The organism is Ruegeria sp. CE12 (assembly GCF_056537525.1).
Map to the genome: position 1 here is coordinate 135,998 of NZ_JBQFRS010000004.1, position 14,594 is coordinate 150,591.

At 54.8% G+C, this 14,594-nt stretch carries 14 protein-coding genes; 6 read left to right on the forward strand and 8 right to left on the reverse strand.

Annotated elements, in window-relative coordinates; genetic code table 11:
• The first annotated feature begins 122 nt into the window (after positions 1 to 122).
• From ACR0IO_RS11665 to ACR0IO_RS11675, 3 genes are all read left to right on the forward strand, one after another.
• Positions 123 to 884 carry a DUF6478 family protein gene (locus ACR0IO_RS11665; RefSeq protein WP_480741811.1) on the forward strand — a complete coding sequence of 254 codons (762 nt, stop codon included), beginning with the start codon at positions 123 to 125 and terminating at the stop codon, positions 882 to 884.
• Between the two features lie 11 nt (positions 885 to 895).
• Positions 896 to 1,258: a hypothetical protein gene (locus ACR0IO_RS11670; RefSeq protein ID WP_480741812.1), complete on the forward strand. Its 363-nt coding sequence runs from the start codon at positions 896 to 898 to the stop codon at positions 1,256 to 1,258.
• Positions 1,259 to 1,367: 109 nt separating this feature from the next.
• Positions 1,368 to 2,894, forward strand: coding sequence for an MFS transporter (locus ACR0IO_RS11675; RefSeq protein WP_155145564.1), 1,527 nt, complete (start codon positions 1,368 to 1,370; stop codon positions 2,892 to 2,894).
• Between the two features lie 44 nt (positions 2,895 to 2,938).
• On the opposite strand, the gene ACR0IO_RS11680 is transcribed toward ACR0IO_RS11675, so the two are convergent.
• The 7 genes from ACR0IO_RS11680 to ACR0IO_RS11710 all read right to left on the reverse strand — a co-directional run bounded on the left by ACR0IO_RS11680 (position 2,939) and on the right by ACR0IO_RS11710 (position 10,328).
• Entirely contained in the window at positions 2,939 to 4,279 is a 1,341-nt protein-coding gene (locus ACR0IO_RS11680) for a S41 family peptidase (RefSeq protein ID WP_480741814.1), read from the reverse strand.
• 6 nt (positions 4,280 to 4,285) lie between these two features.
• A complete protein-coding gene (locus ACR0IO_RS11685; RefSeq protein WP_480741815.1) occupies positions 4,286 to 5,419 on the reverse strand; it encodes a murein hydrolase activator EnvC family protein in 1,134 nt (377 codons plus the stop codon).
• Positions 5,416 to 6,933, reverse strand: coding sequence for a 2,3-bisphosphoglycerate-independent phosphoglycerate mutase (gene gpmI / locus ACR0IO_RS11690; protein WP_480741816.1), 1,518 nt, complete (start codon positions 6,931 to 6,933; stop codon positions 5,416 to 5,418). The genes ACR0IO_RS11685 and gpmI overlap by 4 nt, the downstream gene beginning before the upstream one ends.
• A gap of 101 nt (positions 6,934 to 7,034) precedes the next feature.
• Complete coding sequence (locus ACR0IO_RS11695) at positions 7,035 to 8,708, reverse strand: sulfatase-like hydrolase/transferase (protein ID WP_480741818.1); 1,674 nt, start codon at positions 8,706 to 8,708, stop codon at positions 7,035 to 7,037.
• A gap of 90 nt (positions 8,709 to 8,798) precedes the next feature.
• The gene (gene nqrM, locus ACR0IO_RS11700; RefSeq protein WP_155145553.1) at positions 8,799 to 9,035 is read right to left on the reverse strand and encodes a (Na+)-NQR maturation NqrM; all 237 of its coding nucleotides are present in this window, start codon (positions 9,033 to 9,035) and stop codon (positions 8,799 to 8,801) included.
• A 15-nt stretch (positions 9,036 to 9,050) separates the two neighbouring features.
• On the reverse strand, positions 9,051 to 10,076 hold the full coding sequence (locus ACR0IO_RS11705; RefSeq protein WP_480741820.1) for an FAD:protein FMN transferase: 1,026 nt from the start codon (positions 10,074 to 10,076) through the stop codon (positions 9,051 to 9,053).
• Between the two features lie 66 nt (positions 10,077 to 10,142).
• Complete coding sequence (locus tag ACR0IO_RS11710; protein ID WP_480741822.1) at positions 10,143 to 10,328, reverse strand: hypothetical protein; 186 nt, start codon at positions 10,326 to 10,328, stop codon at positions 10,143 to 10,145.
• Positions 10,329 to 10,451: 123 nt separating this feature from the next.
• Here ACR0IO_RS11710 and ACR0IO_RS11715 point away from each other — a divergent pair, with 123 nt between their 5' ends.
• Positions 10,452 to 10,976, forward strand: a complete 525-nt coding sequence (locus tag ACR0IO_RS11715; RefSeq protein ID WP_170333784.1) for a CBS domain-containing protein — start codon at positions 10,452 to 10,454, stop codon at positions 10,974 to 10,976.
• A gap of 161 nt (positions 10,977 to 11,137) precedes the next feature.
• Here ACR0IO_RS11715 and ACR0IO_RS11720 read toward each other — a convergent pair whose 3' ends face one another.
• Entirely contained in the window at positions 11,138 to 11,908 is a 771-nt protein-coding gene (locus tag ACR0IO_RS11720) for a metallophosphoesterase family protein (protein ID WP_480741823.1), read from the reverse strand.
• A gap of 359 nt (positions 11,909 to 12,267) precedes the next feature.
• On the opposite strand from ACR0IO_RS11720, the gene ACR0IO_RS11725 reads away from it, so the two are divergent.
• Together ACR0IO_RS11725 and tviB are read left to right on the forward strand one after the other, a co-directional pair.
• Positions 12,268 to 13,281, forward strand: coding sequence for an NAD-dependent epimerase/dehydratase family protein (locus ACR0IO_RS11725; RefSeq protein WP_480741825.1), 1,014 nt, complete (start codon positions 12,268 to 12,270; stop codon positions 13,279 to 13,281).
• 14 nt (positions 13,282 to 13,295) lie between these two features.
• Positions 13,296 to 14,579, forward strand: coding sequence for a Vi polysaccharide biosynthesis UDP-N-acetylglucosamine C-6 dehydrogenase TviB (gene tviB, locus ACR0IO_RS11730; RefSeq protein WP_480742016.1), 1,284 nt, complete (start codon positions 13,296 to 13,298; stop codon positions 14,577 to 14,579).
• The last annotated feature ends 15 nt before the right edge of the window (positions 14,580 to 14,594 follow it).

A 14,594-nucleotide genomic window follows, 5' to 3' on the forward strand; every position in this document is an offset into this window, starting at 1 on the left:
TAAGAGCTCGCCCTCTGGTCGTGACCTTAACAAATCACAAAATTCTGAAGTCTGAGTCGAAACATGGGTTTATCCCACCCGTTCTCTTTGGCTAAACAGATGCAGTTTCAAACGTTGGAGCCATGGGCAAGATTCTGGATCAATATGTAAGCCGCAAGGTATTGGGGCGTTGGCGCAAGGCGGCGCAGTCGGCGCCATTTACCGCGCTGCATTTGTTGCGACGGCAGAGAGATGAAGCCCGTCAATTCAGATTGCATCTGGAGCGGTTGATCCAAGTTGCCGATGGGAGACTAACCCGCCCCCTGATCGGATCGACGAGTTTTCCCAAACCACTTGGTACCGACTGGGCGTGGCGACCAGATTTATGGCGCGGACCTTTGGCAAAGCATGGCCACGCATCACTTTCGCGCAAAACGTCAATGGATAAGCAGGTTACCCTGTTTCATGACTGCGATCTTGGCGAAATCGCCATCCGGCAAACCCGAAACACTGCGGACAAGGATCTGGCACCTTTCAGTCTTGCACTGGAGATTTTTGAATTCACCGGTTCGTTCCTGTCTCTGTCCATCGAACTGCCTACCGAAGCCACTATTGGCCTTACACGGCAGCATCTGATACGCGCCAGTGCCCAGATCGAGTGTGAAAGACCAACAGGCATGTTCGCACGCCTCAACATTCAGCACGGGCCCAACACCGAACAAGTGCTGCGTGAACTGAGCCACTCTGATTCTTCTATGTCGGTAGATTTCGATCTGGCTCATCTCCATTTGAACGAACGCCGGGTCGAGAAAATCTGGTTGGATCTCATCATAAACGATCCGAGAATGAACCGGATCGTTCTGCGCGACCTGACCCTGTGCCGCCATCATCGGGCTGATTTGTGAGAGTTCAATAAATGACACAAACGAATTTGACCCCCATTCGCTTTGAAAATGCCATCTGGGAAGGGCATCTGGCCTCGGAAGATACGCCTGAGATTGAAGTGCGCTATCGGGATCAAACCTTGCCGGATGTTGAATTGGTAGAGGCCGAAGGTGGATGGACGCTGCGCGTCCCGGTCCCCTCGAGCCTGTTATCCGAAGGTGTACATAGCGTTGTTATTTGGGATCAGCGTTCCAACCACAAACTAGGTGATTTCACAGTTATCTCTGGCTCACCAGTCGCAGAAGACATGCGGGCTGAATTGTCTCTGCTACGTGCTGAACTGGATATGTTGAAACGCGCGTTTCGCCGGCTTCACGGTGGAAACAACCCCTGATCCGGGTTGGGTATGACACTAGGTAGAAAGCGGTAATCGTCCGATTTTTCTATCTTTTTAGCCGGAACAATGCATCATAATGGGCATCCAGCACATTTCGGGTGACCCCATGGAACGCAGCAGCATTGTAAAGGTCATCGCCCTGATGGTGACTGCCTTTGGTATCGGTATCGATTTCACGGGCGCGCTTATGCTGGTTCCGGCCATCGAAAACACATTCGACGCAGACATCACCAGCACGCAGTGGGTTTTGAACATTTACGCCCTGTTCTTTGCCATGACCATGGTTGCTGGTGGTCGGTTGGGTGACATGTTCGGACATCGGAAGATGATGATCATCGGTCTTTCGATATTCCTGTTTTCGTCCATTATGTGTTTTGTTGCACCCAGTCTGGATTTTCTGGTTGGGGCACGTGCACTGCAAGGCATCGGTGCCGGATGCGTCTGGCCCTGCACCTTGGCCTTTGGTGCAACAAAAGTATCCCGAGAGGAACACCGCGCCATGGTCATGGGGTTGATCCTTGCGGGTGTTACCACCGGAAACGTCTTTGGGCCGATGATCAGCGGGTTTGTCGTCAATCTCGGAGATTGGCGCCTGTTCTTCCTGGCCAACGTTGTGTTTTCGTGCATTTCGATGGCGACCGCCCTTATACTTATGGAGCGCGAGAAGACCCACAAACAAGGTGAACACATCGACTTTGCTGGAATGGGCATCCTGTCTTTTGCGGTTCTGCTGTTGCTTTATGGGCTGGATGTGGGCGCGGACTGGGGCTGGACTTCGGTTCCGCTGCTTTTGTTGTTTTTCGTGAGTGCTGTGCTGTTCCTGCTGTTCCCGAGGGTCGAAAAACGGGTGAAGGAACCGCTGCTGCTGCCCCAAATGATGCAGAACCGAGAGTTTCTGATCACCCTTGGTCTGAATATGTTCAATGTGTCAGCTGCGTTTGTTGGCTTGCTGTACTTTCCCCAATACATGCAAAAGGTTCTGGGCTGGTCGGTTTTTCAATCAGCGCTTGGATTGGCTCCACTTACGGTATTGCTGGCGGTCGGATCGATTATTTCTGGCACTCTCTACAACGACTTTGGCCCCAAGCGGTTGTTGTTTTGGGGCTATATGTGCGCAACGCTCGGAGCGGCCAGCGTGGTGATCTTGCCTGCAGGGTTAGGGTATTTTCAGATATTGCCCGGAATGGCGATGATTGGACTTGGAGCGACGCTTACCGTTGGTCCTTCAGGGACTGCAGCAGTTTGTGCCGTCAAGCCTGAGCGCGCGGGCTTGGTTGGCGGCCTCAGCTTCATGACCCATTTGGTCTATGGTGCCATCTCTGTCGCCTGTGCGACTGCGATTATGTATGTCACCAGTCTTTCATCACTCCGCGAACGACTGAGTGCCGCGGGCATTAGCATGTCCGAGGCTGATCAACGCGCGATCAATGGGGGTACACTTTCGACAGCTTCTGCTCAGGACGTTTTAAACAAGCTTAGTACCACTGAGGCAGAACAGGTTCGAAACGCGATAAATGCAGCCTTCGACAGCGGTATGAATATGGCGTTTATCTTTGCGACTGTATCCGTATCTATCGGCGTTTTGCTGGCCCTGATGCTGGACGAAAACAAACTGCACAAAGTCGAAAGCTGACCTGGAAATGAAAAGGGCCGCGACAGTGGCGCGGCCCTTTTGTCTTACTGTGATGGCCCGTTCGGGTTGAAGGCGGACAGACCTTTTAGAATATCGATGGCGTAAGCCAGCTGATAATCCTCTTCCCGAAGTTCAGCCGTTGCTTCGGCCTTGGCACGGTCTTCTTCGATCTGGCGAATTTCGTCTTCACTTAGGCTGTCATTGTTCAGGCTGCCGCGCAGATCGGCCTCAGAGCGCGAGAACGTGTTGGTCTCTTCCTCTTCGGCTTCCGGCGTCGGGCGCGGCTGCTCAACGATGATGTCAGGGCTGACACCAAGCGCCTGGATCGAGCGACCCGAAGGGGTGTAATAGCGCGAGGTCGTCAGGCGCATGGCTCCATCACCACGCAGAGGCATGACAGTCTGCACCGATCCCTTGCCGAAGCTCTTGGTGCCGACAACAATCGCGCGGTGATGGTCCTGCAGAGCACCGGCAACGATCTCGGACGCTGACGCAGAACCGCCGTTGATCAGAACCACAATCGGTTTGCCCTCGGCCAGGTCACCTGGTGTCGCGTTGAAGCGCTCACCCTCTTCGGGGTTGCGGCCACGGGTCGAGACGATTTCACCTTCGTTCAGAAACGCGTCAGACACCTTGATTGCCTGTGTCAGCAAACCGCCGGGGTTGTTACGCAGGTCCAGAACGAAACCGTTGACTTTGTCGATGCCACCAGCTTCTTCGATTTGCTCTTCCAGCCCGGCCTGAAGGTTCGGATAGGTCTGATCGTTGAAGGTGGTCACGCGCAGAACAACGCTGGTGCCTTCGGTACGGGCGCGCACCGCGGTCAGCTTAATCGTGTCACGGATGATGGTGACATCGAATGGCTCCTGCTCGCCTTCACGAACCACCGTGATGACGATTTCGGACCCAACCGGCCCGCGCATCAGGTCAACCGCTTTATCAAGCGTCAGGCCAAGAATGCTCTCACCATCGACATGGGTTATGAAGTCACCGGCTTCGATCCCGGCCTCATCCGCTGGTGTGTCGTCAATGGGTGATACCACTTTGACGAAACCTTCTTCCTGCGTGACCTCGATGCCCAGACCGCCGAACTCTCCGCGAGTCTGAACGCGCATCTGCTCAGCGTCATCAGGCGACAAGTAGCTGGAGTGCGGGTCAAGCGACGTCAGCATGCCATCGATTGCCGCTTCGATCAGTTCGTCAGATTCGACTTCTTCGACATATTGTGCACGGATCCGTTCAAAGATGTCACCGAACAGGTCCAGTTGCTCATAGACACTGGCCTTGTTTTCAGCCTCTTGCGCCAGCAGCGGTCCGGCGATTTGTGTCGTTGCAACAATCCCTGCCACGGTTCCGGCCAGACCGGCCATAATAAATTTCTTCATACTCGTTTATCCATCCTTGTCTGTCCGAAACCACGATTCCGGATTCACGGGCGTATTTTCTTCTCTTACTTCTATATAGAGCGTTTCTGACCGGTCAGTTCCAGTGCCATCACCGGATGTTGACAAAATCGCGCCTATTTCTGGCGTACCGCCGGGCATCAACCCCACCGGAGTGCCTTCTGGGATCACCTGTCCGGATTCGCCGTAAACTTCCTGCAAGCCTGAGAACACAAACAATAATCCGGGCTGAGGCTCCAGAATTATGAGGTTCCCGAGATCCAGTAATGGCCCACGATAACGGATTGTTGCAGCTGTGGGAGAAACTACCAACGAACGGGGACGGGTTCCCATGACAAGTCCAGGGCGTGTCACTCCGGCCGCGTCCGTCTCGCCCGCCTTGTGCAGAAGAACCCCCTGAACGGGCAATGCAATCTGCCCCTTCAGATCCGTTACATCGGCATTGGTTTCCACGATCTCACCCTCGGAGATTTCGGAAAGCCCGCTGGCAAAACCGTCCAGAGTTTCGGTTGATGAAATCAGGATTGCCGTGCGCACCGGATCTTCGACAAACCGGCGCGGCAGATCAGTTCTGTCGGCAATCGCTTCGCTGAGCCGTGCGCGCGCATCCTGAACACCAATTAGGCCCTCTGTCAGAGTCTCAGCTGCACTTTGTTGTAACTGTCGCAAGGTTTGCACTTCTTGCAAGTCGTGCGCCAAAGCCTGCGCCTTGGCGTTCAGGCCTGGTGTTACTTCGGACAACATCATCCCCGTGCGTGCGGCACCCAATGGGCCTGATGGGTGCAGCATCAACACCGGCGGCGCAGTGGTTTCGATAGTCTGAAGAACGCCCAACAGCTGCGCGACATCCTTTTCCCGTGCGCGCAGTTCTGCGGTCAGGTGGGCTTCACGCGTAGCAGCCTTTCGCAACCCATCACGCATGGCGGTCAGACCTGCCTCATAGGCCTGCAGTGTTTCGGTCAGTGCACGCACCCGATCACGGGCGCTATCCGCCTCGGTCAGAGAGATTGAAGCTTGTTCCAGCATCTGCGCTGCTTCCAACGCCGCCTGAGCAGGATCTGTCTGCGCGAATGCGGGCGCAGATCCCAAAGCAGTTGCAAACAGAAGCGCAAGAAACCTCATGACAGCAAGCTTTCTCCGGTCATCTCGGGTGGTTTAGGCAGTTCCATCAGCTCCAAAAGAGTTGGTGCCAGATCGGACAAACGACCATTCCGCAGTTTAGCCCCCTCTGGTCCGCCAACCAGAGCCACCGGAACCGGGTTCAAGGTATGTGCTGTATGTGGGCCACCCGTTTCGGGATCGACCATCATCTCACAATTCCCGTGATCAGCAGTCACGATCATCGCACCACCCACCTTCTCCAGCGCAGCGACGACCTGAGCCAATCCCTGATCCACCGCTTCACAGGCCTTGATCGCGGCCTGCAAATCTCCGGTATGTCCAACCATGTCGGGGTTGGCATAGTTGGTGACGATTAGGTCGTAGCCCGCTTCAATTGCTTCGACAAACTTGGCTGTGACTTCGGCAGAAGACATCTCGGGCTGTAGATCGTAGGTGGCAACTTTGGGAGATTTGGGCATGAAGCGATCCTCGCCCTCTTCCGGCTGCTCTTTGCCACCGTTGAGGAAGAAGGTCACATGCGGGTACTTTTCGGTCTCGGCCAGTCGGAACTGCCGTAGCCCTTGCTTTGCCACCCATTCGCCCAGAGTATTCACGATGTCGCGCTTTGGAAAAACGGTTGTCATATAGTCGTTGTGGCCATCTGAGTATTCGACCATACCCAGCAGCGCGGACAAGTGTGGCCGCTGGCCGGTATCGAAATCCGCAAATCCAGGCTCACCAATGGCACGCAGGATTTCACGGGCGCGGTCGGCCCGGAAATTGAGGCAGAAGACACCGTCCCCATCCTTAACACCGTCATAGCCTGCTAGCACCGTTGGCGTGATGAACTCGTCTGTTTCTGACTGATTATACGCATGGTCCACTGCAGAGTGAGCGGTCCTACCCTCGCGCCCTTTTGCATTGATCATCGCGTCATAGGCTTCGCTTACGCGTTCCCATCTGTTGTCGCGGTCCATGGCAAAGTAACGCCCGCTGACAGTGACAATCTTTGCACCTTTGGGCAGGCGTTCTTCAAGCTGGGCAACGTATGTGAAGGCCGATTTGGGCGATACATCGCGCCCATCTGTCATAGCGTGCAATGCCACAGGGACACCTGCATCGGTGATGGCCTTTGCAGCGGCGATGATATGATTCAAATGACCATGTACCCCGCCATCCGAGATTAAACCCATCAGATGCGCAGTACCATTGGCAGCCTTGACCTTGCTAATGAAATCCTGAAGCGCCGCGTTATCAAAAAACGATCCATCTTCGATCGCCAGATCAATCTGTCCCAAATCCATCGCGACGATCCGGCCCGCGCCGATATTGGTGTGACCGACCTCGGAATTACCCATCTGACCGCTCGGCAGCCCTACATCCGGGCCATGCGTGATCAGCGTTGCATGCGGTCCCTTGGACATGATCGCGTCAAAGGTTGGCGTCTCGGCAAGAAAAGGCGCGTTGGCCCGTGTGTCATTCGACAGACCCCATCCATCGAGAATGCACAGGACAACGGGCTTGGGGGCGGTCATAGAAGATCTCCGGTTACTGCTCTTGCGCAGTCTTCTACCCCCTGCCCGCGCGGGCGTGAACCGTCTTTTATGTCCGGGTTGCCAGAATTAATTCTGCCGCCCTAACCCTTATCGATGAGATCGCGATACGGCTTGGCCTTTCTATCACGATACTTGACCGTCAGATCCAGCGGCGCATCGTTTTCATCATAGATACCCAACACCACGCCTTTTCCCCGGCTTTTTGTGCGCATCTCAATCAGCTGCTGTTCCGAGCGCGTGGTGCGTTGCGACGGCCTGCGAGCCCACGCGAACAGATGATCATACATCTCTGCAATCACATCCGCATGTTCAGCACTGGTGCCCAGATCAACCAATTCGTCCGGGTCATTTTCTAGGTCAAACAGGATCGGTCTGTATCCGCCTTCGCAATGGATCAGCTTCCATTTCCTGTTCGCCACCATGAACATCACCGCGTCCCGAACCGAAACCCCCAGAATGTCAGCGATGGGTGAGGCAGAGTAGTCGTATTCGCTGATCACATATTCCCGGGCTGTGGCCTCGGTTTTACCGTGCAGAATGGGCAGCAAGGAATGACCTTCGAGGATGTGGTCTGCCACTTGACCACCTGCCACATCCAAAAAGGTTGGTGCCAGATCAATCGACTCGACCAGCGCGTCGCTGACAGTCCCGCGCGTGGCATCCGCTTCGTCCGATGGATCGTAGATGATCAGGGGCATTTTGGTCGAGGCGTCGTGGAAGAATGTCTTTTCCCCCATCCAGTGATCACCCAGAAAGTCACCGTGATCCGAAGTCAGTACGATCATCGTATCGTCCATCCGACCCGTTTCTTCCATCCAGTCGAGCAGACGCCCGATCTGATCATCGGCTTGTTTGATCAGCCCCATATAAGCTGGAATGACGGCATCCCGCACGTCGTCACGTGAAAATGTCTGCCCGATCTTGGTGTTCATGAAAGCTGCAAGCACGGGATGTGCATTCTGTCGCTCGGATTGAGATCGAACCACGGGCAGTACGTGTTCGGGTCCATACATTGACGCATAAGGCTCCGGCACGATGTAGGGCCAATGAGGTTTGATATAGCTGAGATGACAGCACCACGGGCCATCGTGGGTTTCCATGAACGCCATTCCACGGGTGGTCAGATATGGGGTTTCACTGTCCTCTTCTGCGATGTTTGCAGCCTCGGGAGAGTTTTTCAGGAACCAACCCGAAAGAACGTTCCCGTCTGCGTCAAGGCCGGAATTGGCAAAGTCGTGCCAGGGATTGTCGCTCTCATACCCCTTCGCGTTCAGGTATTTGTTGTACTCCCGAGCGCCTTCAGGATCATAAAAGCCATCCGGCCCCTCGGGCCGCATCCCATCATCGCGTTCAAAAACATCAAAACCACATTCGGCCACTCGGGCACCGATCAGACTGTCTGGTTCCAGACCCAGCCGTTCCATACCCTCGGCATCTGCCCGCATATGCGTTTTGCCGACCAGCCAGCAATCCATCCCTGCCTTGCGCAGGTGATCGCCCATGGTCACCTCACCCACCTTCAGGGGGATACCATTCCACGATGCACCATGAGAATGGACATACCGCCCGGTATAGGTGGACATGCGGGAGCTACCGCAGATCGGAGATTGGATATAGGCGCGATCAAAGCGGACACCGCGCGACGCCAGACGGTCAATGTTCGGTGTATGCAGATGTGGATGGCCGTAGCAGCTCAGATAATCCCAGCGGAGCTGGTCGAACATGATGAACAGAATGTTCCTGGCTTTGGCCATCACGAGTGGTGTCCCTGAAATTTACTTCACATGCTAACTTAACCGGTCATGGCCTATCAGCGAAGACAAAATTTCAAGGCGATCCAAATTTCAGGTCTGGCTTTCCATCTGCTGCAGCATCTTTTTCGCGCGCTTGCATTGCAACTGATCACGCAGAGGGCTGTTCGGATCGACATCTTTCTTGCAGACGACACATTTGTCGGCACCGGATATCGCATTCAGACCGCCACAGCTGCCTTTGATTGTCTTGCCCATCAGCATGACACCCAGAGACATGCCCACCATGATGATCAGCAAAAGCACGAAAGCTAGAATAAAAGTGCTCATCCCGGTTCCTACCTGTCAGTTGGTTCCCAGCGCGTCTTTGAACGCACTGCTTTGTACCGTGATATAAGCATCTTCGCCAGCGGCAACATCCCGCGAGATGAAGAACACGGCAAGTTGATGCTCCTCGGCTAGTCTCAAGCCTTCTTCCTGACCCAAGGCCAGCATTGCCGTTGCCCACGCATCAGCCATCATCGCATTCTCAGCCAGTACAGTGACCGAGGTTGTGCGGTGCGTAATCGGGCGCCCGGTCGTCGGGTCAATGATGTGTGAATAGCGCACACCATCCTGTTCGAAGAAGTTCTTGTAATCACCGGATGTTGCCATGCCCAGATTGTCTACAGGGACGATCAGTTGAATGATCTGGCTACCGGTTTCCGGCTTTTCCACGCCGATCTGCCAGCTTTCACCTTTATCATTCTGACCTTTGGCTACCAGATCGCCGCCGATCTCGACCATGTAGTTCTCAAGACCCGCATCGCTGAGGCTCTGAGCTACAGCATCGATTCCGTAACCTTTGGCAATGGCGGACAGGTTGATGCCAACATCAGCGTTGGATTTCGCCAGCGTTCCAGCCGCGCTATCCAGTGTCAGCAAGCGCGCCTGGCCTACCCCATTCAGCGCTGCCTGAATGTCGGCGTCAGCAGGTACAGGGTCCTCTGGTTTACGTGGACCAAAGCCCCACAGCTCGATCAGCGGGCCCAAGGTCACATCAAAGGTACCGTTGCTTTTCTCGTGAACCTCATTTGCAGCAGCAATCACATACGCGAATTCTTCGGATACATCAGCAGGCGCTGTGCTGTCCGAGGCTGAGAACGTCGAAACCTCGGAATTCGGATCCCAGTTGGACATCTTGGCATTGACCTGCGCGAGGGTTTCTTCAACGGACGCTGCAAGCGCTGTCTCGTCGATATCCTCACCAATCGCAGTGATGTTGAACGTGGTTCCCATCGTCTCACCCGACAGACGAACCACCTCGGGTTCTTTATCGAACAGACAGCCGGAAACGAGAAGCATCAGGGCCAGTGCAGTCAAACGGCGCATTAGGCGACCTCCTGGGAAAACTGTGACCGGCGTATGCCAGCGGTCCCCAAAAGAGTCAAACCGGCTTCAGATTTTCAGCGGCAGAAAGCCCAATGCCAACAACCCAACGGCGGCAGGCACCCCGAACAGCCACGCGCGTTTTTGCCAGCCTGACTCCTGCTGTTTCCAGGTTTTCCGGAAGTTGTGACCACACACCACCACAAAGAAAAAGATCAGCGCCGCAACGGGAGGGGTAAGATACAGCTGGTCCAAGAAGCCAATTTTCCTTGCGAAGTGGCGGAGTTACGCCAGTTTGTGAAATTGCACCCTATACAGGTTCTGTACCTGCGCTAAGGTGGAGGTATAAGCCAAATCCGGTAAAGGAGGAGACCGCCCATGGCCCCAAGCTCTTACCAGCCCCCGACGCGTGGCGACAAGGCCGAGTCCAGTACTTACAGCCAATCCGTCGAGTCGAACCTGTCACATACTCAGACGACGGTGGCGAAATTGCTGGAAGGCAAGGGAAATGCGGTGATCGCGGTACGTCCAAACGATACGATCCATTCAGTCGTAGACATCCTGAAGGAAAAACGCATCGGTGCTGTCGTCGTCACAGACCAGAACGGTGCGCTGCAGGGTATCCTGTCCGAGCGGGATATCGTTCGGCGTATGGCCGATACACCCGGTCAGACGCTACCGCAATCTGTCCAAGATCTGATGACGCGCGAGGTGAAAAGCTGCGCTCCGGATGATCTGCTGATGGATGTGCTGAAAACCATGACCGAAGGACGGTTTCGTCACATGCCAGTGATCAGCGATGGCAACCTCAAAGGAGTCATTACCATCGGAGATGTCGTGCATTTCCGACTTAAAGAGCTGGAATATGAAGCCCTGCGCATGAAACAGATGATTGTCGGCTGACAGAAAAACCTCGTTGCAACGGGCAAGGACCTCACGGCCTGCCCGTTGGTCGGTGTTGTCAATTGTGCAGATTGTTGCTGACGACCTCATGGGGTGGTCTTTTGGGTGTGCAGCCTGAACCGACTTGTCAGTTATGGGAAAGTCATCAGATACCGTACCGATTACTTCTGATCAGCTGAAATAAATCGAATTTCGCCTGCCGAGATTTCAGCCGCCGTCAATCGACCGGTCGCAAAAGCGCCCGTATCGATCGATACAATCTTATGTTTGATGCGAGGCTCGGAAACGATTGTGTGACCGTGCACAACCCATTGATCATCAGTGCGACGATCCAGACGAAATCGTGGATGCCCCCACAAACATACTTGCCGGGGCTGATCATCGAGGGGAAAGGCGGGATCCAAAGCGGCGTGAACCACGGTCACGTTTCCGCTGCTCCAGGTCAGAGGCAACCCTCGCAGCCAGTCGAGAACCCGGTCGCCAATTCTGGCCCGCAATCGCCCTGCAACCTCCACCGCATCCTTGCCGATAACGGCTTCGGTGACATTACCAAGCCCAAAAGAAGCCAATGTCTGCAAGCCACCATTTTGCAGCCACAGTCGTCCCATCCGCTTGGGGTCATCGACAAATTTCAACAGCATTTCTTCGTGATTGCCCAGCAGACACACGACCTGACGGTTGGTGTCTTCGCTGAGGTGTTTCAGATGATGCAAGACCTGTGCGCTGTACTCTCCCCGATCGATGTAGTCACCAACAAAGACCAAAGGGTATCGGCGGTCCAAACGGGGAAGCAACGCCTGCAGCAGATCAAGTCGACCATGGATGTCACCAACCGCATAAAACCGCTGATCCGGTGCGAGTTCGGCAAGCGAAGCTCCCATATCCTGGGCAGCGGACTGCTTAGCGAGTTTTCTGATCCATTCCTTAATCATCTCTGAAGTTCAGTACCCTGCCCGGTCGTTATCGGCAATTCCCAACTGCCAAAGGTTACTTAGGAGTCTTCAACACATCAACAAGCGCCGGACCTGATTTGCGAGCAACGACAAGCAGTCTCTATCAGATATCGCGCATCGACTGTTTCGCTTCCATCCGAAAGCAACCCACCACCAATGAGGTCGCGTGCTGGATTATCTTCTGCCTGTTCTGGTCAATCTCCTCCTGATAAGCCAACTGGTTGACGCTGACCTCTGCCCGGCTGATATGACGGTCGCCGACAGGGAAATCCTCTTGACCTCACCGGATGGAAAGGGTCCCTGATGGTCACAGTGTTTGGATAACGTTCGAGGGTTTCATGAAACGGGTTCTGGTTACGGGTACAGCGGGGTTCATTGGGTTCCATCTGGCAAAGCTGTTGCTGTCAGAGGGGTTTCAGGTGCATGGCTATGACGGGATGACCGACTATTACGATGTCAGCCTCAAGCAACGCCGTCACCAGATGCTGCTGCAGACACCCGGTTTCTCCGCCACCGAAGACCTGTTGGAAAACCACGAACGCCTGATGCAGGTCGCCGACGATTTTGAACCCGATGTCATTGTCCATCTCGCCGGGCAGGCCGGAGTTCGGTACAGTCTGGAACAACCACGAAGCTACATAGATTCCAACATTGTCGGTACGTTCAACGTGATGGAGGCCGCCCGTCAGCATAAGGTGGATCACTTGCTGATGGCATCCACTTCGTCGGTTTACGGCGCAAACGATGAGATGCCTTTTACCGAGGTCGAAAAGGCGGACACTCAGCTGACCATCTACTCGGCGACCAAGAAAGCGAATGAGGCGATGGGGCACTCGTATGCTCACCTCTGGGACCTGCCGACCACAATGTTCCGGTTCTTCACCGTGTATGGCACCTGGGGACGTCCTGATCTGGCACTTTATAAATTCGTCGATGCGATTCTGGACGGTCGTCCGATCGATATCTACAACCATGGTGACATGTATCGTGACTTTACCAACGTCAACGATCTGGTCCGGGGCATTCGATTGTTGATTGATACACCGCCAATCCGGCCTGCGGGTGCCGACGATATCGAAGAAGGCGACAGCCTGTCGCCGGTTGCTCCGTATCGGGTCGTGAACATAGGAAACGGTGACAAGGTGCGCTTGCTGGATTTTGTAGAAGCCATCGAAGAAGCCGTCGGGAAAAAGGCGATCCGCAACTACATGCCCATGCAGATGGGTGATGTCCCTGCTACATGGGCCAATACGGACCTGTTGCAGCGACTGACTGGATACCGTCCGCAAACGGATTTCAAGGATGGCATCGCGCAATTTGTAGAATGGTTCCGCGATTACCACGGAAAATGAGCCAAGAGATCCGGATGATGGAAACGAACCCCAATTCCCGAAAAATCGCAGTCATCGGCCTTGGCTATGTCGGGCTGCCACTGGCTGTGGCGTTTGGAAAACTAGGATCGGTAGTTGGATTTGATATCAATCAGGCACGTATCGAGGAACTGCAGCGTGGTGCGGATTCAACGCTTGAGGTTGAGCCGGAAGACCTTGCCGCTGCCACAGGCCTGAATTTCACCACCAACGCTGCGGATCTGGCAGATTGCGATACTTACATTGTTACTGTCCCAACACCAATCACTGCGGGCAAGCAGCCTGATCTGAGCCCGCTGCTAAGCGCGTCTGAAACAGTAGGCGGTGTACTGAAGCGCGGTGACCTGGTGATCTATGAATCCACGGTCTATCCCGGCGCAACCGAAGAGGACTGTGTTCCGGTATTGGAACGCGTCTCGGGCTTGCGCTTCAATCAGGACTTCTTCGCGGGATACAGCCCCGAACGGATCAATCCCGGGGATAAAACCCATCGGATCTCCGATATTTGCAAGATAACCTCTGGATCAACGCCCGAAGTCGCCGATCTGGTGGATGCCCTCTATGCCAGGATAATCTCGGCGGGCACGCACGAGGCCGAAAGCATCCGTGTGGCCGAAGCGGCTAAGGTCATCGAGAACACACAGCGGGACCTGAACATCGCTTTGGTGAATGAACTGGCCATGATCTTTGGCCGGATGGATATCGACACTGACGCCGTGTTGCGTGCCGCCGGAACCAAGTGGAATTTCCTGCCATTCCGCCCCGGTCTGGTGGGCGGACACTGCATCGGAGTCGACCCCTACTACCTGACACACAAGGCCGAAACGGTTGGGCATCATCCGCAGATCATTCTCGCCGGGCGACGGTTGAATGACGGAATGGGCAGCTATGTGGTTTCGCAACTGGTCAAACGCATGACGCGCGATGGGATCAACGTAGGGTCAGCACGGGTGTTGGTCATGGGTCTGACCTTTAAGGAGAATTGCCCCGATCTGCGCAACACCCGCGTGGTCGATATTGTCCATGAACTGCAGGATTACGGTGTCACGGTGGATGTTCATGATCCTCACGCCGATGCGCAGGCCGCGCTGGACGAACATGGTATCACGCTCGTGTCAGAACCTCAGCGAGACAGCTATGACGGGATCGTATTGGCAGTCGCGCATCGGGAGTTTCTTACGCTGTCTCCGGAAGAAATCCGGTCCTATGGTAAATCGAAGAACATCCTGTTCGACGTAAAGTCATGCCTGCCGCGAGAGGCCAGCGATCTGAGGTTATAACAGTCAGAAACCGCT